Source organism: Uliginosibacterium flavum (assembly GCF_040566545.1).
Classification (GTDB): domain Bacteria; phylum Pseudomonadota; class Gammaproteobacteria; order Burkholderiales; family Rhodocyclaceae; genus Uliginosibacterium; species Uliginosibacterium flavum.
The window spans coordinates 116,815-140,806 of record NZ_JBEWZI010000009.1 but is presented as its reverse complement, the minus strand read 5'-3'; the positions used below and the strand labels follow the sequence as shown (position 1 = coordinate 140,806).

Here is a 23,992-nt window from a genome sequence, read left to right as displayed (position 1 = left end):
CGTCATGCGCATAGCCATGGTCGCAGGCGAGGCCTCGGGGGATTTGCTCGCAGCTCACCTGATCCGGGCCTTGCGCGTAAAGTTTCCGATGGCTTCATTCGTCGGAATTGGTGGCCCGAAGATGCAGGCCCAAGGCTTCGATGCCTGGTGGCCTTGCGAAACTTTATCGGTGATGGGCTATGTTGATGCCATCAAACGTCTCCCCGAGCTGCTACGCGTACGTCGCGGTTTATTGGCGCGGCTGAAGCAGAATCCCCCGGATGTTTTCATCGGTATCGACGCCCCGGATTTCAATCTGGGCGTGGAGACGCGTTTGCGCCGCGCCGGCGTGCGCACCCTGCATTACGTCAGTCCTTCAATCTGGGCCTGGCGTGGCAGCCGTGTGCACAAAATCGGTCGTGCGGCTGAGCATATCCTCTGTCTGTTTCCGTTTGAGCCTGAAATTTATGCCAGACATGGTATTCAGGCGACGTTTGTAGGCCATCCGCTGGCCGACGAGTTTCCCATTGCTTCACAAGTGGGACCCGCACGCGAGATCCTGCAGCTTGAGGTGGATGCGCAGATTGTCGCCATCCTGCCCGGCAGTCGCGAAGGCGAAGTGCGGCGGCTTGCCGCTACCTATATCGAAACGATCAAGTTGCTCGCTGCAGAGCGGCCGGCGCTGCAGTTTCTGGTGCCCCTGATTACCCGGCAGACACGGCAGATTTTCGAAGAAGCCTTGTATCTCGCGGGCGCTCAGCATTTGTCGGTACGTCTCTTGTTCGGTCATGCGCACGAAGCGATGGCTGCCGCCGACGTGGTGCTGGTGGCCAGCGGTACCGCCACGCTCGAGGCCGCATTGCTCAAGCGCCCGATGGTGATCTCCTACAAGGTTGGCGCGCTGATGTATCGCATCGCCAAATACCTGACTTACCTGCCCTGGGTGGGCTTGCCGAATATTCTGGCGCGCGAGTTTCTGGTGCCCGAACTTATCCAGAACGAGGCGACGCCGGACAAGCTGGCCGCCGCCGTGGGCAAATGGCTGGATGACAAAGACGCCTGTGCGCTGCTGGCGACGCGTTTCGAGACGATCCATCTGAGTCTGCGCCAGAACAATGCCGAGAAAGCTGCCGAGGCCGTGGCCTTGCTGCTGGCTCGGGCATGAAGCCCATGTCCTTGATCTGCGGCGTGGATGAGGCGGGGCGTGGCCCCTTGTGCGGCTCGGTGGTGGCGGCAGCCGTGATCCTCGATCCTGCTTTTCATATTGCCGGCCTCGCTGACTCAAAAAAACTCAGCGCGGCGAAGCGCGACAAGCTGGCCATCGAAATCAAGGCGCATGCCTTGGCCTGGGCAATTGCCGAGGCCAGCGTGGAAGAGATTGATCGCCTCAACATCTTGCATGCCACCATGCTGGCTATGCGCCGCGCGGTAGAAGCCTTGAAGATTGCGCCACATGAGGTTTTGATCGATGGTAATCGCGTGCCCACTGGCCTGCTGATCTCGGCGCGTGCCATTGTCAAAGGCGATGCGACCGAGCCATCCATCTCCGCGGCATCAATTCTCGCCAAAACCCATCGCGATGCACAGCTGGTCGAGATGGATCAGCGTTACCCGCAATACGGTTTTGCCGGGCACAAAGGTTATCCCACCGCCGCGCACATTCAGGCCTTGGCCACCTACGGCGTGACGCCCGAGCATCGGCGCAGCTTCGGGCCGGTCGCCGTCTTGCTGGGGCAAGGCTCGCTGTTTGGTGATCGCTGACATGAAATTTATTTCCTCACGCGACAATCCGGGCTTCAAGCGTCTGCGCGCCTTGCTGGATGACGCGCGCATGCGCCGCACGGAGCGGGCCAGCATTATCGATGGCGAGCACTTGCTGCAGGCCGCGCTGGATGCCGACTGGCCGATTCGACAGCTGCTGCTGCGCGAAGACGTGCTGGAGTCTGCCGTCGTTGCTGACGTGCTGCAGCGCTTGAAAAACGTAGATCCCGAGCTGCCGGTGCTGGTCATGGCGCCTGCGCTTTTCAATGCGCTCAGCCCAGTGCTGACGCCGACTGGCATGCTTGCTGAGATTGCCTTGCCCTCCGTTTTGGCCGAAGACTCGGGCGCAGGCGATGTGCTGGCCTTGGCGGGCGTACAGGATGCGGGCAATCTGGGAAGCTTGTTGCGCACGGCTGTGGCAGCCGGAGTGACGCGTGTCTGGCTCGACGCGCAGACGACGCAAGCTTGGTCGCCAAAAGCCTTGCGTGCCGGCATGGGCGCACAGTTTTGTTTGGCCATTGAAGAAGGCTGCGATCTGCTGCCGCGCCTGACGGGCAGCTCGCGCCCGGTCTTGGTGACCAGTTTGGGCCCCGCGTCTGTTTCGCTCTACGCACTTGATTTGCGCCAGCCAAACATCTGGGTGTTCGGTGCCGAGGGGCAGGGCGTGCCGGCCGTTTTGCAGGCCTTGGCACAACATCGTGTGCGCATCCCAATGCCTGGAAAAATTGAATCCCTGAATGTCGGCGCCGCTGCCGCTGTCTGCTTGTTTGAGCAGGTGCGTCAGCGCGAAGTAGCCGCTTGAGTTCCGCCTGAGTTGAAGCGTGCCGAAGAGCCGCTCCTAGCGGACTTTTTCAGGATGGCATGCTGAAAATCAAGGCTACATGCGGGGCTACAGGTAGGCTTCCGATTCGCCAGTTTTCGCCCCGGCCGCCATTTTGCGAAGGCAGAACTTCATCTTGAATACCCACCGCCAGCAAATTCGCTTCTTTCGCGAACGCATTCCCGCGTTTGAATGTCAGCCGGGCTGTCATGATTGTTGTGGCCCGGTCACCACGTCCAGTGAAGAAATGTCGCGTCTGCCGCGTGTCAGTGCAGCGGCACATGAGGCGGCGCTGGCTGCGCTGACTTGCCCGCATCTCGGTCCGCAAGGCTGCACGGTGTATGCCGAGCGCCCACTCATTTGTCGCCTGTTTGGCACGACGCCGCGCATGCCTTGTCCTGTCGGCAAGCGGCCAGCGCTGATGATTGATGAGCGTGTCGAAGCGCAGATTCACCGTTTCATGGCCGAGACCCGGCAGGTGCTGGTCTGATCTGATGCCTGTTTCAGAGCCGCTCTGTTAACATAGCGCCCCTTGGCGAAGCCTTGTCTTGCTGCCGTATTTCTCAGGATTTTCCGTATGTTGCGCCTCACCGAAATAAAGCTTCCCCTCGATCATGACGATGCCGCCCTGCACGCCGCGATTCTTGCGCGTCTGGGAATCGAGGCGGCGGAGCTGCTGCGCTTCAGCGTCTACAAGCGCAGTCCGGACGCACGCAAGCGCACCGAGATCAAGCTGATCTACTCGGTGGATGTGGAGCTGCGCGACGAGGCGGCCGTGCGCGAACGCCTGGCTGGCACACCGCACATCACACCGACGCCAGACATGAGTTACCGCTTTGTGGCGCAGGCGCCGGAGGGGCTGGCCGAGCGGCCGATCATCATCGGCTTCGGCCCTTGCGGTATTCTGGCTGCGCTGACCCTGGCACAGATGGGCTTCAAGCCGATCGTGCTGGAGCGCGGCAAGGCGGTGCGCGAACGCACGCAGGACACCTGGGGCCTGTGGCGCAAGAACAAGCTTAATCCCGAATCCAATGTGCAGTTCGGTGAGGGCGGAGCCGGCACCTTCTCGGACGGCAAGCTCTACAGCCAGATCAAGGATCCACGCTTTCTCGGCCGCAAGGTGCTGACCGAGTTCGTGAAGGCCGGAGCGCCGGAAGAAATCCTGTGGATCAATCGGCCACACATCGGCACTTTCCGTCTGGTCGGCATGGTCGAGAAAATGCGCGCCGACATCATCGCGCTGGGCGGTGAGATCCGCTTTCAGAGCCGGGTCGAGGACATCGTGATTGAAGATGGGCAAGTGTGCGGTGTACTCGTGAATGGTGAATTGCTGCCAAGCCGGCATGTGGTGTTGGCGGTCGGCCACAGTGCGCGCGACACCTTCCAGATGCTGCATGCGCGCGGCGTCTATATGGAGGCCAAGCCCTACTCGATCGGCTTTCGCATCGAGCATCCGCAGAGCCTGATCGACGCGTGCCGCTATGGCGCTGCTGCCGGTCATCCGATTCTTGGCGCGGCAGATTACAAGCTGGTGCACCACTGCAAGAACGGCCGCTCGGTGTATTCCTTCTGCATGTGCCCCGGCGGCACCGTGGTGGCAGCGACCTCCGAAGAAGGCCGCGTCGTGACCAATGGCATGAGTCAGTATTCGCGCAACGAGCGCAACGCCAACGCTGGCCTCGTCGTCGCTATCAATCCCGAGGATTTCCCCGGCTACCCGGAGAACCCGCTGGCGGGCATGGACTTCCAGCGCCACTGGGAAAGCCGCGCCTTCGAGCTGGGCGGGCGCAATTACAACGCTCCGGCGCAACTGGTCGGTGACTTCCTGGCCGGGCGGCCCTCGACGAAACTCGGCGAAGTCGAGCCTTCCTACAAGCCGGGCGTGACGCTGACCGATCTGTCGACCGCGCTGCCTGATTACGCCATCACCGCGCTGCGCGAAGCGATTCCAGCACTGGCCCGCCAGATTCGCGGCTATGCGATGAATGATGCGGTGTTGACCGGCGTGGAAACGCGCACGTCATCGCCGATCCGCATCCGGCGTGGGCAGGATTATCAAAGCGTGAATACGCGCGGCCTGTATCCGGCAGGCGAGGGTGCCAGCTACGCCGGTGGCATTCTGTCGGCCGCGGTAGATGGGATTGAGGTGGCCGAGGCGCTGGCCCTGAGCATGGTTGCCGCCTGCGGCGGCAGTGCTGAGTAACGAGGATTGAGTGCTGAGTGAAGTTTCCGCCGATCTTGTCGGCGCAGAATTTGTAGGTGCGACTTCAGTCGCTCGCTGGTCGTGGATCGCCGAGCGCAATGTGCGACTGAAGTCGCACCTAAAAAAACCTGCCCGGAGAACCGCTCTGGGCGCGGCTCTCCGGGTATTGATCAGGCAATGTTCAGTCTTCGCCCGGAATTTCCTTGAGCAGCTTCAGGCGATGTTCGGTCTTCTTGCGCAGGCGGATGTTGATCATCTCCACGCCCAGCGAGAAGGCCATCGCGAAGTACACATAGCCCTTCGGAATGTGCGTGCCGAAACCTTCGGCGATCAGGGTCACGCCGACGATGACAAGGAAGCTCAGCGCGAGCATCTTGATGGTCGGGTTGGTATCCACGAACTCGCCAATCGGCTTGGCCGCAAACATCATCATGGCGACTGACAACAGGATCGCCGTGATCATCACGCCCACCTGATCGACCAGGCCGACGGCGGTAATGACCGAATCCAGCGAGAACACGATGTCGATGATGGCGATCTGCACCAGCACAGAGCCAAAGGCTGCGCGGGCCGGGTTGCTGGTGCTGTGGTGCTCTTCCATGCCTTCGAGCGAACCGTGGATTTCATGCACGCTCTTCCACAACAGGAACAGGCCGCCGACGATCAGGATGATGTCGCGCCCCGAAATTTCCTGACCGAATACGGCGAAAAGCGGATCGGTGAGTTTCATGATCCAGGCCAGCGACAGCAGCAGCAGGATGCGTGTGAGCATGGCCAGACCCAGCCCCAGGCGGCGGGCCAGATTGCGGCGAGATTCCTCGACGCGGCCGACGAGGATGGAGATGAAGATGATGTTGTCGATGCCGAGCACGATCTCCAGCGCGGTGAGCGTGGCGAGGGCGATCCAGGCATTCGGGTCTGCGAGCCATTCGAACATGATGAAATCCGGTTTTGAGCGAAGGGCGTGAGACTAGCGCATTTTGGTGAGGATCCGCGAGTTTGAAGCGTGCGCGGGCTAGCGGAATTTCTCCGGGCTGAATCAGCCTGACTTCATGATGCCCAGATCGCTTGTGGCGAAGTTGCCGATGTTAGGCAACACCAGCGGTAGATCGCGTTCCGCCACGCCCATCCAGCGTGCCAGGGTGGCGGCATATTGATCGACGGCCGTAGTGGGTAGAAGACGCCCGTTGCCCACGTCTGTGCTGGTGTTCAGTGCGACCTCCGGGAACTGGCCATAGAGCTTGCCGCCCTTGACCGCGCCGCCGACGATGAAGTGGTGGCTGCCCCAGCCGTGATCGGAGCCGTCGCCGTTGGACAGCAGGGCGCGGCCGAAATCCGAAGCGGTGAACAGGGTGACCTTGTCGGCCACGCCCAGCTCTTCCATCGACTCCTGAAAGTAGGCGATGGATTGCGCGACGCTGCGCAAGAGTTCGGCCTGCTTGTCGAGCTGGTGATCGTGGGTGTCGAAGCCGTTCAGCGAGACGAAGAAGACCTGGCGTTTCTGCTGGATGTTGTCGTCATCACGCACGCCGATCAGGCGCGCGACGATGCGCAGCTGCTGGGCGAGCTTGTCCTGTGCCAGTTCGGGCGGCAGGGCGACGCGCGGATCGGCTTCGGGCAGCTTGGCGAGCGCGGCGGAGACGAGGCCGTGCGCCTCGATGCTGCGATTGACCACCGTGCCGTATTCCTGACCGAAGAGATCCCCTTGCGCGGCGGCAATCTGCGCACGCAGGGCTTCCGCACCCTTGGCCGAACCGAAAATATTGCCGGCACTCGTCCGGTTGAAGCCGATCGCGCCGCTGTTGGTGATCTGGTACTGGATGGTCTTGTCGCTGGCCAGAAACACGGCGTTGCCCGCTGCCGAGATGGCGGTGAAGAGATGCTTGCCATTCTGCGCGGCGAGCAGATCGGCGATGCGTCCACCCCAGCCGATCTTCGCGCCTTCGGGCGAGAAGGCTTGCCAGATGGCCTGCTGGTCGTTATGCGAGAAGAGTTTCGGCGGCCGAGCGATGTTCGTGCCCTTGAAAGTCGCGGCGTCCTTGATCGGTACGACGAGCGGGCCGACGTTGGCAAGGATGGCTGCAGAGCCGCTCTGGTAAAGCTTCTGCAAGGCCCCTAGCTCGGGATGCAAGCCCAGTGATCCTTGCGCAGCGCCCTGCCCGGAGGCCAAGGGCAGGAGCGCGTCTCGGGGCAGGGCGATGACGGAGCGTGCACTGGCGTAGCGCGCATAGGCGTCGGCGTTCAGTGGCACGATTGTGTTGTGCCCATCGTTGGCGCCGTACATGAACAGGCAGACGATGGCACGGTAGTCATTCGGCTGGGTCGCTGCTGCAGCAGCACCGATGCCGGCCAGTTGCAGGCCGAGTGGGCCGGCTGTGTGCAGCAGGCTGAAGGCGCCTGCGCGGCGCAGGAATTCACGGCGGGAGGCTTGGCTCATGGCGACGTCCTTATTTTTGCACCAGATATTCCGGCGACACCATGATCAGCAAGGTGGCGAGCTTGACGCGGTTGCGCCGGGCGTTCTCGGCATTGGCGGGGTTGTTGGCGGGAATGCCAATACCGGTCACGGCCTCGGCAATGCGTGTGCGGCTGCCGACACTCAGGCGCTGGCCCGTGAGCAGCAGATCCAGCTGGTCGACGAGCTGGACCGGCTTGTCGGCGACTGCCATCTGCGCGCTGTAATCTGCCTGTACATCGCGCTTGCCGCCTTCCGCGCGGCCCACACCGGCTTCGATGGTGCTCTGCATGAAGTTGGCGTAACCGGCGACGGCGCTTTCGGAGACGATCTGCATCTCCGGCGCTACCATGTTCTGGCGCGCGATCTCGGTGCCGGGCGGCATGAAGCCGGGGCGGTAGTAATTGAATACGCTGGAGGAGCGCAGCGGGCTCTGGCCCAGCGAGGTTCCGGGGTTGTCGGTGTTCTGGATGCGGAATTCGCCCGAGGCCGATGTCGCGTTGAAGGCCCGCAGCCATTGCGACAGGCGCAGGATCGGTTCGCGCAGCTTGCCACTCGTTGATGGCGCCGGATTACGCGCTTCCGGATCGAGCAGCACGGCGCGGATCACCGCCTGCATGTCGCCACGCACGCCAGTGCCATTGTCATTGAAGGCACGCGCGACGCGTTCGACATAGGTCGGGCTGGGGTTGCTGGTAACCAGGCGTTGAATGAGCTGACGGCCGAAAAAGGGGCCGACGTTGGGGTGATTGAACAGCGCATCAAGCGCAATCTTCAGATCGCCTTCCGGGTCGGCCACGGTCTGTGGCTTGATCGTGACGCCGAGGAAATCCTTCTGGCTGGTGGAGTGAAACTTCGGGTAGCCCTTCATGGGGACGATATCCCAGCGTGGCTCGCGGCCCTGATTGTTGAAGTGCCGATCGGTCTCGCCGGGGCCGCCGTAGGAAAAACCGGTGAACACCTTGGCCAGCCCGGTGATGTCGTCCATGTCGTAGGTTTCGATGGGTACGCCGTTCTTCAGCTTCGGCGAGCCGTCCAGGTTCAGCTCATACAAGCCGATGGTGAACAGCTGCATCAGCTCGCGTGCATAGTTTTCATCCGGCACGCGGCCCTTGGTCGGGTCTTCCTTCTGGTTTTTCAGGTGCGAGAGGTAGATGCCCATCATCGGGTGACGACTGACTTCCTCGATCAGGCTGCGGAAGTCGCCAAAAGCATTGCGACCCAGCATGTCGTAATAAGAGGCCGCACCACGGATCTTCACGTCCAGCTGGCCCTCGAAGGAGATTACGAAGATTTCGGACAGTGCGAAGGCTACACGCTGGCGCAGTTGGTCCGGCGCGTTGGTCGCGTTTTTCCAGAACAGACCGAAGAACAATGGCTGATGCAGGTTCTGGCCCTTGGCGAGCTTGGCGTGCTCGGGCTCTACCGCAGGGAGGAAAAGCGTTTGCGGCGTAGCGAACTGGGTCTTGAACCAAGCTTTATAGTTGCTGCGACTGAGCGCCTCGATCTCGGCCGGGTTCGGGCCGAATGTGGCTTGCTGCAGGAAACGCGAAGCTTCGGCGGGCGAAGGAGCCGGGTATTTCGGCTCGGCCGGGGAGGACGGGCGGCTGAGCGCGCGTGGGTTTGCGGGATATTCGCCGCGCTGTAGCGGGCTGGTGCAGGCTCCAAGTAGTAGCAGGCAGCAGTACAAACTCAGGCGGGTAAATGGCATGTGGCGTTCTCTTTGAGGCTTATGCGGATACTAAACGGGCCAGCTGTTACCGGGCTCAACCAAGGAGGTAGGGGTTTTCCCTGTATTAAAATAATTGATCTGTGCATTAGCGTTTTGTTTTTGTTGGTTATTTTCTTTTTTCGGGTGACGTTCTGCCGCTAAGCAGCGCTGGGCGGCGTTGACGTTCGCAGGCGATGAGTCTAATTTTCGGCCACTTGTCTGATTTGCTTGTAGGTAACAGTCCTACATTGACAGGCTAAAACAAGACAGCTTCAGAATCCGGGGATTTCCCGAAATTCAATGAGTGTGAGGAGACAAACATAATGCGTAACAAGATCATTCTGAGCCTGGCGGCTCTGGCTTTTGCAGGCAGCTCTTTTGCCGCATCCGATGCCCCTTCGGGCTACACCAAGTGCGCCCAGAATACCGGCGCTACTTGTGCTGTGTCCGGCACCCGCAATGTGGCGCTCGGCAAGTCCGGCTCCTTTGTGTATGCCGTCAAGACTGGCAACTTCGCCTGCTCCAGCTCTGCTTTCCCGAGCAATAGCTACGCTTCGTCGGCCTGGTGTTCGGTTGGTGCCGCGACCACCAGCTCCAGCAGCTCGTCGTCCAGCTCCAGCAGCTCGTCGTCGTCCAGCTCCAGCTCGGGTAGCTCGTCTTCCAGCAGCTCCAGCAGCTCCTCTTCGGGCGGCAGCACCGGCACCATCAACATGACGATCCCGTCGGCTACCGCCACCGTGACCAACCCTGGCACGACCACGATCCCGGCTGGAACTTCCAAGAGCTACGGCAATCAGCGTATCGGCGTGAAGAACTCCAAGAACTGCACGAGCGAAGGCCAGATCCCGGTGTTCATCCTTGAAGAAGGTGCAACCCTGAAGGATGTGATCATCGCTGGCGGTTTGCCAGGCTCCGATGGTGTGCATTGCAAGGGCTCCTGCACGATCCAGAACGTGTATTGGGAAGATACCTGCGAAGATGCCGCCTCCAACCTCGGCGCTGGCGCAACGATGACCGTGAAGAATGTGATCATCGCCGGTGCGACCGACAAGGCTCTGCAGCACAACAGCAAGAACTCCACAACCGTGATCCAGGATTCCTACATTGTGGATACCGGCAAGGTCTGGCGTTCGTGCGGTAACTGCACCAATAATGGCGGCCCACGCAAGCTGACCATGACCAACGTCAAGGTTGGCAAGGCTGGTTCCATCGCTGGTGCGAACGGCAACTACGGCGACGTGGTCACCATCCGCAAATTGCAGATCAAGGGTTACAAGTCTGGCAGCCCGGCCGTTTGTGTCGAGTACAAAGGTATCGAGAAAAACGGTAGCGCTGAATCGCCGAAGATTGGCGAGAAGTGGAATACTTCAGTTTGCAACGTCAGCACTTCCGACGTGACTGCATACTGATCTGCTTCGCAGGACAGTTTGAAATGAAACGGGCGCTTCGGCGCCCGTTTTTGCGTTGACGGGATTCTTGATCAGCTCACGTGAAGTTTGATGTCGCAGATTCCATGTTGAAGGGCAAGGCTTCTTGCGCAGAACGCAACGTTCTACACACGGCCGCGTTTTATTTCCTTTGGCAGGACATGAGAAACAAATCCGTGAAATATTCTGATGCCGCGGTGATTCGCGGCTTGAGTAGGGATGCCGCGTGTTGCGCCCAATAGCTGAGCCCGATTGTTGCCCGCCGATACAAGATGCCTTCGTGTGAGGCGCAGGCGCAGCAAGGCGAGCCTCTACACATGATCTGCCCTAAGAGGCTTGCTGGATAAGCTTCTTCTGACTGGTATGTTGTAGCGCCTTGATTTTCGGACTTCTGCGGGCAGGCATGCCGCACAGCAAGGCTGCGTGCAGCTCTTCAGGCTGTGTTTATGGCGTACCTGCGTGCGTCACGCGCAGGATGCGGTCACCCCAGAACAGGATTGCGCCGCTTGCAGGATTACGCCAGACGCCGGAAATGCGCGTTTCCGATGTGCTGCTGGCTCTCTGCCAGCTGAGGCCCTGATCTGCCGATTGAAGCAGGGCACCACCACGTCCCGCCACCAGCAGGGTCTTGCTGGCGGGTTCGGCCACCATCACGCGCAGCAGGTTCGTGCTGCCGGACTCGATGTTTGTCCAGCTCAGGCCCTTGTCGGTCGAGCGCAGGATTTTGCCTTTGCTGCCCACGGCGAGCATGCCACCGGACACTTCCGGGATCTGGGAAAAATCGATCAGCGTAGTGAAGACGGGGAGCATGATTTTTTCAAAGCTGCGGCCTGTATCGGTCGAGCGCAGGATGCTGCCCTCGTTGCCGGAGGCCAGGAATACGCCGGCAATGTTGCGCACGCGGACGATGCCTGCGCCAAGGCTGTCAGGTAGTTTTTCCCAGGTCTTGCCATCGTCGGCACTGCGCGCGAGGGTGTTGTCGCGCCCGGCTGCAACGAGGATTCTGCTTTTGGGATCTTCGGCGAGGGATAGCCAGATGATGTCTTTGTCCGCATCGCTGGCTTGCCAACTGGCGCCGCCGTCATCGGAGTACAGGATGCCGGCGTCAGTGCTCAGAGCCAGGATGCGCCCGGAGGTAAGCAGGATCAGCTGGTCGAGGGTGGCATCGCCCGCTACGCGCTTGTCCTGCCAGGTCTTGCCGCCGTCGGTGGAGCGCATGATGTGGCTGAAGCTGCCTGCGGCCAGAAAGGAGCCGCTGGCCGGGTGATACAGCGCGCTGAAGAAATAGACATCCTCTGGCGTGGGCACGGGCGACCAGCTGCGTCCGTCGTCGCTCGAACGCGCAAGGTGGCCATTCACGCCAGCGGCAACCAGAATGCCGCGATCCGGCGCGCCAGCAATGGCGTGGGTGTATTTGCTTTGGCCGTTGCGAACCAGTTGCCAGCTGCGGCCTTCATCGACGCTGCGGGCAATCACGCCGCCCACGCCGGGGGCGATCAATTCGCCGCCGGGCAGGCGGGCGATGGATTCGAGATCCTGCTGTGTGCCACTGGGCTGAAGGGTCCAGAGGAGGCCGTTTTCCGAGGAGCGCAAAATCGCCCCCTTGGCGCCGACTGCTATGAATTCACCATCGGGCAGTGCCTGAATTCCCATGAGGAAAGCGTTCGTTCCGGTGTTGATGTATTGCCAGCTCAGACCTGTGTCGCTGGACAGCAGGACGCGGCCATCCTGGGTGACCGCTGCAATGCGGCCGTTGTCGGCCTGGGCGATACCGTTAATGATCGGTGTTCTGGCCGAGCCAGGGACGTGCGTGGATTGCCAGCGCTTACCCGCATCCGTCGAGCGCAAAACCTGTCCATTGCTGAAGGCTGCCAGCAGGACGCCGTTGCGAAGCTCCAGCAATTGGGTCAGGTCGGCCGTTTTGGGTGTGCCTGCGAGCGTTTTCCAGTGACTGCCGGTATCGCTGGAGCGCAGCAACAAGCCCTTCTCGCCGCCAGCAATAAGGACTTTGCTGCGCGAGTGCTGCAGCAGGTGGCCGATGTAAGCGGGGCTGTTGGTGCGGATGGTTTGCCAGTGTGCGCCGCCATCGCTTGAGCGGACAATCGCGCCTTGTGCGCCGACGCCAACAAGAATGCCTTGTTGCGTATCCACGACCTTCACGCTGCGCAGATTCTGATCGACCGGGCTCTCGATCGCTTGCCAGTGCGCGCCGCAATCGCTGGCGCGCAGGATGCTGCCATTGCTGCCGACGGCAATGAATTGCTGGCGTGCCGCGTCAGCCAGGATGGCTGAAAACGTGATGGCATCTCCACCCTCAGCGGGCTGCCAAGTCTGGCCTGCGTCGCCGGAGCGCAGGATTGTGCCGTCGCTGCCGACAATCACGCTGGCTTTGCATTCGGGGCTGTGGGCGCTGACAAACAGGTTGGCGTTGCTGGTTTCGATGCGCCATTGCTGCGTCTCGGTGGCATGGCCGGGAAGGCTCAGTGCAGCAAGAAGCAGCGTCGGGCAAAGCAGGGCAGAGTAGCGCATGGCAGGCTTGGCAGACAGTGGACGAAGAGGCTGGATTATCGCCCGAAGCACTTGTGCTGGAAGCAGTTTCCAGCATGAATTCGTATGCAGGTGTTTGATCTTTCATTTGTGCTGAGCGGGCCGGACACATTGCCGCCATTGTCATGGCTTGCGAAGCCGGCGGTAGCGCGTGAAATTTGGTGAATTTGTTAAATTTGGTGTTTATTGTGGTTTTCCCTAGTTGGTGGATTTTCTTGATACCCGGAACATGCACTCCGACATCTACTACTTTCGTTTATTGCACTGCGCAAACGAAATGGCTGATTCTCTTGTCTGGAATGAGCGTTATTGCTGCAGACAGGGCATTGGAAACAGGAACTCCGGACCGAACCGGAGTCCGCCACACGAGGAAATACCACATGCTTCGCAAAATTCTGTTTGGCCTCGCCACCCTCTCCTTTGCTGGCAGCGTGCTGGCTGCCGCCGACGCACCCTCTGGCTATACCAAGTGTGCCCAGATCGGCGCCACCTGCAGCATGAGCGGCACGCACAAGGCTGCCATCGGGAAATCCGGCGTGTTTGCCTACAAGACGGTCACGGGCAATTTCGCCTGCACCCTGGCGAACTTCCCGGGGGCGCCAGCAACATCGTCCTGGTGTTCTTATGACCCGGCGGTGAGCAGCTCCAGTTCCTCGTCCTCTTCGAGCAGTTCCAGCTCTTCCAGCAGCTCCAGCAGCTCCTCGTCATCAAGCAGCTCTTCTTCCTCTTCTTCGGGCGGGACGAGCACGGGCACGGTCAATATGACCATCCCGGCCGCAACCTCTACCACGATCAATCCCGCGACGACCACGATTCCGGCCAACACGGTCAAGAGCTATGGTAACCAGCGCATCGGCGTGAAGAATGCGGTCGGCAACTGCGAAGATGAAGGCCAGATCCCGGTGTTCATCCTCGAAAATGGCGCGACCCTCAAGGACGTGATCATCTATGGCGGCGTGAATGGCTCTGACGGCGTGCATTGCAAAGGCTCCTGCACCATCCAGAACGTGTATTGGGAGGATGTCTGCGAAGATGCCGCCTCCAATCTGGGCGCGGGCGGCACGGTGACGATCAAGAATGTGATCGCCATAGGTGCGAAAGACAAGGTCTTCCAGCACAACAGCAAGAACAGCACGACCGCTCTGTCGGATTCCTACATCAAGGATTCCGGCAAGCTGTGGCGCTCCTGTGGGAACTGCACCAACAACGGCGGTCCGCGCAAACTCTCGATCAGCAACGTGAAGATCGATACGATCGGCTCCATTGCTGGCGTGAATGCCAATTACGGCGATGTGGCGACGATCCGCAATCTGCAGATCAAGGGCTACAAGTCCGGCAGCCCGAGCGTGTGTGTCGAATACACAGGGATCGAGAAGAACGGTAGCGCCGAATCACCGAAGATTGGCGAGAAATGGAATACCGCCGCTTGCAACGTCAGCACGACGGATGTGACGGCTTACTGATCCGGGCGGGGAAGCAGGAAAAACGGGTGCCGCGGCGCCCGTTTTTGCGTTGACAGGCTGGCGCGCGCCTTGCAAACGCAGGCGTAAAAAAGCCGGGAACGCGTCCCGGCTTTTTGTTCGCTACAGGCTTCAGAAGCTTTCGAACTCGCTCAGATAGCGCCACTGGCCGACCGGCAATTTGCCCAGTGGAATCTTGCCGATACGGATGCGCTTCAGACCCACCACGCGCAGACCGACCATCTCGCACATGCGGCGGATCTGGCGTTTGCGGCCTTCGTGCAGGGCGAAGCGCAGCTGATCTTCGTTCTGCCAGCTGACCTTGGCCGGTTGCAGCTCCACGCCATCCAGGGTCAGGCCGTGGTGCAGCAGGCGCATACCTTCTTCCGACAATTCACCTTCCACGCGCACCAGATATTCCTTCTCGATGTCGCTGCGCTCACCGACCAGTTGCTTGGCGATGCGCCCGTCCTGAGTCAGCACCAGCAGGCCTGTAGAGTCGATATCCAGACGGCCGGCTGGAGCCAGCTTGCGGACGACACGGCTCTCGAAACGGCGACGCGTCGGATCTTCGGCCCAGTGATTTTCCGGCGTGATCAGCACGGCGGCCGGCTCGTAGCCGTCTTCGGCCTGACCGGAGACGTAGCCAATCGGCTTGTTGATCAGGATGGTGATGCGCTGGAGCTGGATTTCTTCGGCCACTGGCGCCAGTACGATTTCCTGATGCGGCATGACCTTGCTGCCCAACTCATCGACGACGACACCATCCACCGATACCCAGCCGCGCTCGATGTAATCATCGGCTTCACGACGCGAACACAGGCCCAGTTCCGACATCAGCTTGGAGAGTCGCACTGCGCCTGGCTGATCGACAGGCATGTCTGCAGAGCCGCCTGGCGTGGCCTTCTCCGGGCGACCTGCCTTGCGAGGCCCGTCCCATGCGGCTTGCGGGCGAGTATCGTTGCGGGATTCATCGCGGGGCTCGGCGCGGCTGCGGCCGAAGCTGTGACCCACCGGCGCGGCCGGCATCTGCTCGTCGCTGAAAGTTGCCGGGCGTGCCGGGCCGTCGCGTTCCTCATTGCGGCGCGGGCGCTCGGCATAGGTACGTGGCGACTCATTGCGCTGCGGACGATCACCGAAGGCGGGGCGTTCGCCTTCACGGCGCGGGGCCGGGCGATCATTGTCACGTGCAGGACGGTCGCCGTAGGGGCGACGTTCCTCAGCGCCACGCGGCTGCTGACGCGGCGCTTCGCCTTCGCGGAAAGTCGGGCGGGCAGGGCGATCACCATAGGCCGGACGCTCGCCATCGCGACGCGGTGCGGGACGATCATTGTCACGTTGTGGGCGGTTACCTTCGTAGCGCGGTGCGCCACGATCACCGAAGGCCGGTCGGTCATTGTCACGTTGCGGACGATCACCAAAAGACGGGCGCTCGCCTTCACGACGTGGCGGACGATCACCGTAAGACGGGCGATCTTGCGCGGGCCCACGTCCGGCGCCGCCCCGGAATTCTTCGCGCGGCAGACGGTCGCCAAAGGCGGTGCGGTTTTCTTCACGGCGCGGACCGTCAGAGGGGCGATGGCCCCGCTCCCGGTCATCGCGCTGCGGGCGATCACCAAAGGAAGGGCGGGCATCACGTTGCGGACGGTCGCCAAAAGACGGGCGTTCGCCATCACGACGTGGCGGACGATCGCCGAAAGAAGGCCGTTCTCCCTCGCGATGCGGCCGCTCACCACCCGCATTGCGCTCGTCACGCGGCGCACGATCTGCACTGGGACGGGCGTCGGTGCTTTCATCCCAGGCCCGGTGCCGGCCCGGTGCCGGTGGGCGGGGCTTGCTGGAGCCGCGCAGCGGCGCGCGCGTGCGGCGCTCGGTGCTGGGCGTGGCGGCCGGCTTGCCGGGCAGAGAGAGTTTGGAGCGCTTGGTGTCAGGCATCGTATCGGTACGTCAGTAAGGGTAATTCAATTAAATGGTGCCCGGATAAGCGCAGCGTCATCCGGGGAATGCAGGTGTTCAGGGCTGGTAACCCAGCAGCGCCAAGTGCTTCGGGCGCAGGTAGCACCAGTCCTCCAGTTCCAGTTCGGGCAGCGTGCCATCTTCCAGCGACAGGCCACCCACGCCGAAGCGGTGCAGCGCATCCACATGGTTGCCGGCTGCCGCGATCATGCGTTTGACGAGGTGGTACTGGCCGTGGTCGATGACCAGTTCGATTTCCTTGTCGCCGGTCTTGCGTGCTTGTAGCGCGTGGATCGGTTCGTTGTCGTCGTACAGCTTCACGCCGCTCAGCAGCGCCTCGATCTGCGCATCTTCGACCGGCTGATTGGTCGTGGCACGGTAGCTCTTGGTGACCTGACGCTTGGCGCTGGAGATCGCGTGGATGAACTGGCCATCGTCCGAGAACAGCAGCAGCCCGGTGGTATCCACGTCCAGACGGCCCACGCTCTGCACATTGCGCAGCACCAGAGGATCCGGCAGCAGGTCGTAGACGCATTCGTTGTGTTTGGGTTTGTGCGAGCACTCGTAGCCGACCGGCTTGTGCAGGGCGATGTAGACCTTTTCGCTGTATTCCCACTCCCAGTCATTCAGTTCGAAAGTGAAGCCATTCTCGTCATATTCCGCAAAGGGATCGACGGCAACGACGCCAGCGATCTTCACTTCGCCATCGCGCACCAGTTTGCGGCATTCCTTGCGAGTGCCGAAGCCTTGGGTCTGGAGGATTTTGTCGAGTTGCATCAGGGACTTGGGGGTAAACAGAAAAAGGGTCGCGATTATCTCACCTTGGCGAGCCTTTTCGCGTCAATTTTGCGCAATACCCGGTGAACAAAGGATTCTGCTGCCTTGAAAGCGTCGCCAGTGTCCAGTTTTACTGCCCGCGCATGAAGAGCTTGTCCAGATCGCTCATCGACAGCTGCGTCCAGGTCGGCCGGCCGTGGTTACACTGATCGGCGCGTTCGGTGGCTTCCATGTCGCGCAGCAGGGCGTTCATTTCGGGCAGGGTCAGTTGGCGGTTGGCGCGCACCGCGCCGTGGCAGGCCATGGTGGCGAGGAGTTCGTTGCGCCGCGCAGCGATGACTTCGGTGGCCGGGAAATCGCGCAGCTCGGCCAGCAGCGCACGCAGCAACTCGCTGACGTTGGCGCGGCCGAGCAGGGCCGGCACGCTGCGCACGGCCAGTTCGTGCGGGCCAGCGGGCGCCACGTCGAAACCCATGCGATTGAGCGTGTCGGCGTGTTCTTCGGCGGTGGCTAGTTCGATCTTGCTGGCGTTGAATACAGCCGGAATCAGCAGGCGCTGCACGCTGGGCGCGCCTTCGAGCACGTGCTTGAGCTGCTCGTAAAGGATGCGCTCGTGCGCTGCGTGCATGTCGACCAGCACCAGCCCGGACTCGTTCTGTGCCAGCACGTACACGCCGTGAATCTGGCCCAGTGCATAGCCCAGTGGCGCGGCCCGCGTCGGATCGGCTTGTGCAGGCAGGCTGCCTGCAGAGCCGCGCGCAGCAAGGCTCTGCAACATGGCATGGCTGACAGCGCCGCTGGATGCGGGTCTTGAGAAGGTGGCTGGGCGGAAATTTCCTGAATTTTCCGGGAAGCCTGCGGCAGAACCCCGGAAGTCGCCTTGCTCTTCCAGGCTACGTTGGGGCCAATTGTTCTGACGGGGTTCTTCCACCGCCATGCGGCCCTGTTCGGTCGGGCCGGTGTAATACGGAATTTCGGCGGCTTCGGCGACCGGCGTGACGTGTTGCAGCGGGCTGGCCAGCGCCCGTGTCAGGCCGTGGAAAACGAACTGGTGGATGGCGCGGCCTTCGCGGAAGCGCACCTCGGTCTTGGCTGGATGCACGTTCACGTCGACCCCGGCCGGGTCCATGTCGAGGAACAGGACGAAGGCCGGATGCCGTGCGCCGTGCAGGATGTCGGCGTAGGCCTGGCGCAGTGCGTGCTGGATCAGCTTGTCGCGCACGAAACGGCCGTTTACATAGAAGAACTGGGCGTCGCGGTTGGCGCGCGCGTAGGCGGGCAGGGCGGCGAATCCGGACAGGCGCATGGCGCCGGCATCGACCTCGACGCGCCGGCTGTGGGTCATGAACTCGTCGCCAAGGATTTCGCGCACACGGCGCTCGGCATCACCCGCCGCCAGACGCAAAGTCAGGCGGCCGTTGTGGCTGAGCTGGAAACCGACATCCGGCCGGGCCAGCGCCACGCGGCGGAACACGTCATCGCAATGACCGAATTCGGTGGCGTCGGATTTGAGGAATTTGCGCCGCGCCGGAGTGTTGTAATACAGGTCTTCCACCTCGATCACCGTGCCGCCATTCAGCGCCGCCGGCACTGGTTCGCGTGCACGTTCGGTCACGCGCCAGGCGTGGGCCGCATCGGGCGTGCGGCTGGTGATCTGGGTGCGCGCCACCGAGGCAATCGCCGCCAGCGCTTCACCGCGAAAACCCATGGTGCCGACCGCTTCCAGATCTTCCAGCGAGGCGATCTTGCTGGTGGCGTGGCGTTCCAGCGCCAGTCCCAGATCGCCCTGATCGATGCCACAGCCATCGTCGCTGATGCGCAGTTGCTTGATGCCGCCCTGGGTCAACTGTACTTCGACCGCGCGGCTGCCCGCGTCCAGGCTGTTTTCCATCAGCTCCTTGAGCACCGAGGCCGGGCGCTCCACCACCTCGCCGGCGGCGATCTGGTTGATCAGGACTTCGGGAAGCTTGTGGATGGCGGGCATGCGGTGGATGGCGGGGCGAGGGGAGGCGGCATTATCGCGGAAATGCGTGGGGCACGCATCTTGGAAAAATTGCCGAAGCCGGGATTTTGTAGGGCGGACCCTTCGATAAGCTCAGGAGGTCCTTCAGTCCGCTACCACGCGTGGTGTGCGACTGAAGTCGCACCTACAGGGGTGTGTTTCATCTGCACGTCGGTGTAATTCAGCCTTGCTCCCAAGTGTGGCGAACGTTTACGATGGACATCCGATTGCCGAGGGCCGTGTCATGAAGTCGAGCATCCTGATTGCATCCATTCTGGCGCTGGGCGCCTGTGCGTCCGCACCGCAGCAGCCGGTTTATCCGGGTGGCGTCGTGCCGCTGGAGCGTCAGACTTTGCCCGCCGGTGATGGCTGGGGCGCCGAGGGCGCGGGCACCACGGGCGGTGCGGCGGCGAAGGCGGGCGATGTGTATACCGTGACGAGCCGCAAACAGTTTGTCGATGCGCTCAAACGCTCCGGCAACAGCCCGAAGATCATTCGCGTGCAGGGCACGATCAATTTGAGTAGCGACGATTCCGGTCGCGCGCTGGGCTACAAGGATTACGCAGATCCCGCCTACGATTTCGATGCCTACGCGAAAGCCTACGATCCCGCGGTGTGGAATCGTCAGCCGCTGGTGAATGGCCGGCCGCCGAAAGTGGCCGGTCCGCTGGAGGAGGCGCGTCTGCGCTCGTGGAACCGGCAGAAAGCTGTCGTGCAGGTGCTGATCCCGTCCAACACCACGCTAGTCGGCATCGGCTCGGATGCCCGGATCATCAAAGGCAACCTGTATCTGGACAGGGGCGTCAGCAACATCATCATCCGCAACATTGCATTTGAAGATGCCTACGATTATTTCCCCGGCTGGAATGCGGGCGACTCCTACAGCACCACGCGCACCGCGCCGGTGATCGATTACAAGGGGATCAACCACACGGTGCCTGGCTGTCAGGCGGTACTCGTGGATGACACGCACGGCCCGCATCGCTGCAACGGCGGGCGCTGGAATTCGGAGTTCGATCTGATCTCGCTGAAGGGCGCGACGCAGGTGTGGATTGATCACTGCAGCTTCAGTGACGGTCAGAGTCTGGCCAAAACGCTGCGTAACCTCTACGCCTTGCCCTACGATCAACCCGAGCAGAAAGTCACGCCGCACGATGGCCTGCTGGACATCACCAACGAATCGAACTTCGTCACCGTGTCCAACAGCCACTTCTTCAATCACGACAAAGCCATGCTGATTGGCGGCAGCGACAATGCACCGGCCGATGAAGGCAAGCTCAAGGTTACCTATCATCACAACCTGTACGAGAACCTGCGTCAGCGTCAGCAACTGGTGCGCTACGGGCAGGTGCATAGCTTCAACAACCTGTTCGTCGGGGATGTTGCCGGCGAGCAATACCCGTTTGCCTACGCCTTCGGCCTGGGCGCTGCCGCCAAAATTCAGTCCGAGAACAATGTCTTCCAGATTGCCGGCCTCAATGATCCGGCCGCTCTGGTCAGTTTCTTTGTCGCCGACACGGCGCTGCAGGACAAGGGCTCATTGCTGAATGGCAAGCCGGTCAGCATCGTCGGCAGTTTCAACGCGAGCGGGCCGAAGACGCCCATCAAGACTGACATCGGCTGGACGCCGCCCGTACCCGCCAGCCTGTTGTCACCTGAGACCGTGCCGGCGCATGTGCGCGCCAATGCCGGGGCGGGCAAGCTTTAATGCTGTCTGCGGCAGAGTGCTGAGCAATGAGGACTGAGTGCTGAGTGGGCATGCTTGAAGAGGCCCGCCCAGTAAGCCTCTTCGGGCAGGTATGCTGCAGAGATCCGGCCGGTGCGGCTCTTCAGGCTGTGTGTTGATTTTTCCGATGCTGGGTGCTGCCAGGGTGATACCGCAGATAGGGCCTGGCGCTGGCCGGCCCGACCCGCAGTCTGAAGATCTGCGCGATCCGTTGAATCCATGTCACAGGCCCTGCTCGGTTTTGCCTGCCTTTTGGTGTGCCGCGCCGAGCGGCGGCGCCTTTCGCACAGTATGATGTTCCTTGTGTTGAACGCGATTGTGGTCGCCACGCTTCATGAATTCTGAATCCGCTCATCAATTCCTTGCTGTCTCCTCAGGTGCCGTGGCTTTGCCGCCGCCCGAACGGCAGGCGCTCGCCGTGGTGCAGGATGCGGCGGGCTTCGTCAATCGGGGCCTGGCCATCCTCTGGCGCGAGGTGCTGGGCAGCGAGGCGGTCGACGGCCTGGTCATCAGTGCCGATCTGGCCAGCCATTACGCCGATGCCCGTACGCTCATCGAGCGCGACGATCTCGCCAGCCTGGGGCGTCTGCTGCACGCCCATCTCGAATTGCCCGCCTACCGTGCGCCGGAAGGCGACGGTTCCCAGCTTCTGCATCTCGCGGCCCGCTGCGGTTCGACCGCCTGCATTGGTCTGCTGATCGAGCGCGGCGCGCTGCTGGAGGCGCCTTGTGGCCTTGCGGCGGACGGCGCGACCGCCTTGCTGATTGCGGCAGAGGCGGGACGTGAGGAGGCCGCGCTGGAACTGCTCGTGGCAGGCGCGAACCCGAATGCCTGTTTGCCTGCCGGGCGTGAAACGCCCCTGCAACTGGCCGCCGCGCATGGGCTTGAAGCCTTGGCTACCGCCTTGATCAACATGGGCGCCGATCTGGAGGCGCAAGCCAGCTGGCACTCCTATGACGACCAGCTGGGCACCTACGGCGGCAATGGCGCTCTGCATGCGGCAGCGCTGAATAATCGCCCGGAGATCGTGCGCCTGCTGCTCAAGGCCGGCGCCGAGCGCGATAGCTGCGGCGCGGATTTGCGCACGCCCTTGCACTACGCGGCAGCGCGTGGCTGTACAGAGGCCCTGGAGGTATTGCTGGCAGCCGGCGCTGATCCGGATGCGCTCGACTCCTGTGCGCTGGAATCCTTGAGTACGCGTTTGTCGCCGCTGCATTACGCAGTGATCAACGATCACGCTGCGGCGGTGGCGATGCTGCTGTGTTACGGCGCCAATCCCGCACTGGTCGAGGCCGGCAGTGGCGAAAGCGCGCTGATGATGGCTGAGCGCAGCGAAGATCCGCAGCTGGCCGCGCTGCTCTCGCGTGCGCAGCGCGGCGAGGCGGGCGAGGGCGTGTTCAGTCATCTTGATGACCAGTACATCGTCTGCTTGCCTGCTAACTATGTCGAGTTGCGCGCCTTCTTGCTCAATCTGCTGTCGGAATTCCCGGTCGGCAGCAAGAGTCTGCTGGTGCTGAGCGACTGGCTGGCCGAGATGCTGGGCGCCGAAAACCGGCCGCATCTGGTGCGCGCCTACCGCGAAAGCCTGAGCGGAGGGATTCACTGAGTGTTCCAGTGGCTCAACCGTGACAAGCCGGCGCCCGAGCAATTGGAGCTCGATGGCAAGCTGCAGCAGCTCGAAGTGCTCGAAGAGCGCTACGCCGAGGTGCAGACCGAATACGTCACCCTGCAGAACGCACTGGCGGCCTTCAAGCTGCGCTACTGGCGCCGGGTGGGTGATCTGTATGCCAAGCTTGATGCGCTGCGTGCCGAGGCGGCGCGCCTGCGTGCCCGTCTGGCGCCGCGCGATCCCTTGCGGCAAGCTGCGGTCAAGGCCGCTACGACGCAGGCGCGGGCCAGCGCCGATGCCGCGCGCGAGATTGATGTGGATCTGGGCCGCGAAGATTTTTCGCCGACTGAAGATCTGCGCAAGTTCTACCGCATGGCCGCCAAGATCGTCCATCCGGATCGCGCTGGCGATGAAGATGATCGCGATCTGCGTGACGAGATCATGTCGCGCGTGAATGTGGCCTACCGCGACGGCCATGTGCACACCATCCAGGCCCTGATCGATGAATATCAGATGCGTGCCCAGCCCGGCCATGATGACGCCGCCACCCGCCTGATCCGCACGATCCGCCTGATGTCGCGGGTGCGCGAGCAGATTGGCGAAATCAGCCAGGCCACCGCCATGCTGCGCGAATCCGGCTTGCACCGGCTCTTCAAAACGGTGGAAGAGGCCGAGGCGCGCGGCGAAGACAAGCTGCGCGTGATCGAAATTGGTGTCGAACGCGATATCGCGCGGGCCGAGATCGAGCTGGCGCGTTTGCACAAGCAACTGAATGAATTGAGTTTTTCCGGGACAGAGGCTTCTGAAGAACCTGCCCCGCAAGCCGCATCGGACGGACCTGTACAGGCAGGTATGCCGGAGACGCCCGCCGATACTGAGTCCGTAGAGGTTGTGCCTGAAGCGCCAGTCCGGGGGCGGGTCTCCAGTCAGGCCGAATTGGCCATTGCCGGCTTGCTCGACGAGCTGGGCCTGGCCTGTGCCTATCTGCAACCGCTGGCCGGCAGTGATTACGCGCCAGCTTTTACGCTGGTGGATCGCGACAATCAGACCCTGCTGTGGGAACACCAGACGCACACCGAGGACGAAGAGGCGCGCGTCGATTGGCTGGCGCGTCAGGCTTGGTACGCGGCGAACGGCTTCGATACCGGCGTGAATCTGTTCGTGACCCGCGACGAGCCGGATGGCTCCTTCAAGCTGGAGCGCCTGCGCAAGGTGGCGGAGTACATTCGAGCCACCTGCGGTGGCAGGACTGAGCAATGAGAACTGAGTGCTGAGTGCTGAGTGGGCATGCTTGCAGAGCCTCGCCCGTATTGGTTCTTCGGGCAAGTGTGCTGTAGAGGCAATACAGGCGCGATTCCTGGAAAGGGTGACGTAGGAGCTAGCGAAGCTGGCGATCCACGTCGGTAATCGCCAGCTTCGTTAGCTCCTACGGGACATGCTTGCAGAGCCTCGTCCGGCAAGTGTCTTCGGGCTACTGTGCTGAAGAGGCTTGACTGGCGCGGCTCTTGGGATACTCTGCCTCAGTCCTCAGTCCTCAGTCCTCAGTCCTCAGTCCTCAG

General features: G+C 61.8%; 17 protein-coding genes. 10 read left to right on the top strand and 7 right to left on the bottom strand.

Translation table 11 applies throughout. The features are described from left to right. The first annotated feature begins 4 nt into the window (after positions 1–4). The 5 genes from lpxB (at position 5) to ABXR19_RS10370 (ending at position 4,763) form a co-directional block, all read left to right on the top strand. On the top strand, positions 5–1,144 hold the full coding sequence (lpxB, locus tag ABXR19_RS10390) for a lipid-A-disaccharide synthase (RefSeq protein ID WP_354601052.1): 1,140 nt from the start codon (positions 5–7) through the stop codon (positions 1,142–1,144). Further along, positions 1,141–1,740, top strand: a complete 600-nt coding sequence (gene rnhB / locus ABXR19_RS10385; RefSeq protein ID WP_435594316.1) for a ribonuclease HII — start codon at positions 1,141–1,143, stop codon at positions 1,738–1,740. Before lpxB ends, rnhB begins: the two co-directional genes overlap by 4 nt. 1 nt (position 1,741) lies before the next feature. Next, positions 1,742–2,542, top strand: a complete 801-nt coding sequence (locus tag ABXR19_RS10380) for a TrmH family RNA methyltransferase (RefSeq protein ID WP_354601051.1) — start codon at positions 1,742–1,744, stop codon at positions 2,540–2,542. Between the two features lie 154 nt (positions 2,543–2,696). After that, positions 2,697–3,050, top strand: a complete 354-nt coding sequence (locus tag ABXR19_RS10375; protein WP_354601050.1) for a YkgJ family cysteine cluster protein — start codon at positions 2,697–2,699, stop codon at positions 3,048–3,050. An 87-nt stretch (positions 3,051–3,137) separates the two neighbouring features. Continuing rightward, a complete protein-coding gene (locus ABXR19_RS10370; protein ID WP_354601049.1) occupies positions 3,138–4,763 on the top strand; it encodes an NAD(P)/FAD-dependent oxidoreductase in 1,626 nt (541 codons plus the stop codon). A gap of 181 nt (positions 4,764–4,944) precedes the next feature. Here ABXR19_RS10370 and ABXR19_RS10365 read toward each other — a convergent pair whose 3' ends face one another. The 3 genes from ABXR19_RS10365 to ABXR19_RS10355 form a co-directional block, all read right to left on the bottom strand. Then, positions 4,945–5,700: a TerC family protein gene (locus ABXR19_RS10365; protein ID WP_354601048.1), complete on the bottom strand. Its 756-nt coding sequence runs from the start codon at positions 5,698–5,700 to the stop codon at positions 4,945–4,947. 102 nt (positions 5,701–5,802) lie between these two features. Next, a complete protein-coding gene (locus ABXR19_RS10360) occupies positions 5,803–7,200 on the bottom strand; it encodes a DUF1501 domain-containing protein (RefSeq protein ID WP_354601047.1) in 1,398 nt (465 codons plus the stop codon). A gap of 10 nt (positions 7,201–7,210) precedes the next feature. Continuing rightward, positions 7,211–8,929, bottom strand: a complete 1,719-nt coding sequence (locus tag ABXR19_RS10355; protein WP_354601046.1) for a DUF1800 domain-containing protein — start codon at positions 8,927–8,929, stop codon at positions 7,211–7,213. A 323-nt stretch (positions 8,930–9,252) separates the two neighbouring features. Between ABXR19_RS10355 and ABXR19_RS10350 the strand changes: the two genes are divergently transcribed. After that, positions 9,253–10,338, top strand: coding sequence for a pectate lyase (locus ABXR19_RS10350; RefSeq protein WP_354601045.1), 1,086 nt, complete (start codon positions 9,253–9,255; stop codon positions 10,336–10,338). A 462-nt stretch (positions 10,339–10,800) separates the two neighbouring features. Here the strand turns inward: ABXR19_RS10350 and ABXR19_RS10345 are convergent, their stop codons facing one another. Continuing rightward, complete coding sequence (locus ABXR19_RS10345) at positions 10,801–12,885, bottom strand: WD40/YVTN/BNR-like repeat-containing protein (RefSeq protein ID WP_354601044.1); 2,085 nt, start codon at positions 12,883–12,885, stop codon at positions 10,801–10,803. A gap of 398 nt (positions 12,886–13,283) precedes the next feature. Here ABXR19_RS10345 and ABXR19_RS10340 point away from each other — a divergent pair, with 398 nt between their 5' ends. Continuing rightward, positions 13,284–14,366 carry a pectate lyase gene (locus tag ABXR19_RS10340; protein WP_354601043.1) on the top strand — a complete coding sequence of 361 codons (1,083 nt, stop codon included), beginning with the start codon at positions 13,284–13,286 and terminating at the stop codon, positions 14,364–14,366. Between the two features lie 129 nt (positions 14,367–14,495). On the opposite strand, the gene ABXR19_RS10335 is transcribed toward ABXR19_RS10340, so the two are convergent. The 3 genes from ABXR19_RS10335 to mutL form a co-directional block, all read right to left on the bottom strand. Next, positions 14,496–16,298, bottom strand: a complete 1,803-nt coding sequence (locus ABXR19_RS10335) for a pseudouridine synthase (protein WP_354601042.1) — start codon at positions 16,296–16,298, stop codon at positions 14,496–14,498. Between the two features lie 78 nt (positions 16,299–16,376). Beyond that, on the bottom strand, positions 16,377–17,096 hold the full coding sequence (locus tag ABXR19_RS10330) for a pseudouridine synthase (RefSeq protein WP_354601041.1): 720 nt from the start codon (positions 17,094–17,096) through the stop codon (positions 16,377–16,379). A gap of 130 nt (positions 17,097–17,226) precedes the next feature. Further along, complete coding sequence (gene mutL / locus ABXR19_RS10325; RefSeq protein ID WP_354601040.1) at positions 17,227–19,080, bottom strand: DNA mismatch repair endonuclease MutL; 1,854 nt, start codon at positions 19,078–19,080, stop codon at positions 17,227–17,229. A gap of 262 nt (positions 19,081–19,342) precedes the next feature. On the opposite strand from mutL, the gene ABXR19_RS10320 reads away from it, so the two are divergent. The 3 genes from ABXR19_RS10320 (at position 19,343) to ABXR19_RS10310 (ending at position 23,693) form a co-directional block, all read left to right on the top strand. Next, complete coding sequence (locus ABXR19_RS10320) at positions 19,343–20,806, top strand: pectate lyase family protein (protein ID WP_354601039.1); 1,464 nt, start codon at positions 19,343–19,345, stop codon at positions 20,804–20,806. A gap of 352 nt (positions 20,807–21,158) precedes the next feature. Then, a complete protein-coding gene (locus tag ABXR19_RS10315; protein ID WP_354601038.1) occupies positions 21,159–22,430 on the top strand; it encodes an ankyrin repeat domain-containing protein in 1,272 nt (423 codons plus the stop codon). Beyond that, entirely contained in the window at positions 22,431–23,693 is a 1,263-nt protein-coding gene (locus ABXR19_RS10310) for a hypothetical protein (protein WP_354601037.1), read from the top strand. Positions 23,694–23,992 lie beyond the last annotated feature (299 nt).

Excerpts from the sequence above, each read along its gene's own strand:
- ABXR19_RS10340 (WP_354601043.1), top strand. The coding sequence starts at position 13,284 with ATGCTTCGCAAAATTCTGTTTGGCCTCGCCACCCTCTCCTTTGCTGGC.
- ABXR19_RS10320 (WP_354601039.1), top strand. The coding sequence starts at position 19,343 with ATGAAGTCGAGCATCCTGATTGCATCCATTCTGGCGCTGGGCGCCTGT.
- ABXR19_RS10335 (WP_354601042.1), bottom strand. The coding sequence starts at position 16,298 with ATGCCTGACACCAAGCGCTCCAAACTCTCTCTGCCCGGCAAGCCGGCC.
- rnhB (WP_435594316.1), top strand. The coding sequence starts at position 1,141 with ATGAAGCCCATGTCCTTGATCTGCGGCGTGGATGAGGCGGGGCGTGGC.
- ABXR19_RS10360 (WP_354601047.1), bottom strand. The coding sequence starts at position 7,200 with ATGAGCCAAGCCTCCCGCCGTGAATTCCTGCGCCGCGCAGGCGCCTTC.
- ABXR19_RS10355 (WP_354601046.1), bottom strand. The coding sequence starts at position 8,929 with ATGCCATTTACCCGCCTGAGTTTGTACTGCTGCCTGCTACTACTTGGA.
- lpxB (WP_354601052.1), top strand. The coding sequence starts at position 5 with ATGCGCATAGCCATGGTCGCAGGCGAGGCCTCGGGGGATTTGCTCGCA.
- ABXR19_RS10380 (WP_354601051.1), top strand. The coding sequence starts at position 1,742 with ATGAAATTTATTTCCTCACGCGACAATCCGGGCTTCAAGCGTCTGCGC.
- ABXR19_RS10315 (WP_354601038.1), top strand. The coding sequence starts at position 21,159 with ATGAATTCTGAATCCGCTCATCAATTCCTTGCTGTCTCCTCAGGTGCC.
- mutL (WP_354601040.1), bottom strand. The coding sequence starts at position 19,080 with ATGCCCGCCATCCACAAGCTTCCCGAAGTCCTGATCAACCAGATCGCC.
- ABXR19_RS10330 (WP_354601041.1), bottom strand. The coding sequence starts at position 17,096 with ATGCAACTCGACAAAATCCTCCAGACCCAAGGCTTCGGCACTCGCAAG.
- ABXR19_RS10345 (WP_354601044.1), bottom strand. The coding sequence starts at position 12,885 with ATGCGCTACTCTGCCCTGCTTTGCCCGACGCTGCTTCTTGCTGCACTG.
- ABXR19_RS10365 (WP_354601048.1), bottom strand. The coding sequence starts at position 5,700 with ATGTTCGAATGGCTCGCAGACCCGAATGCCTGGATCGCCCTCGCCACG.
- ABXR19_RS10350 (WP_354601045.1), top strand. The coding sequence starts at position 9,253 with ATGCGTAACAAGATCATTCTGAGCCTGGCGGCTCTGGCTTTTGCAGGC.
- ABXR19_RS10370 (WP_354601049.1), top strand. The coding sequence starts at position 3,138 with ATGTTGCGCCTCACCGAAATAAAGCTTCCCCTCGATCATGACGATGCC.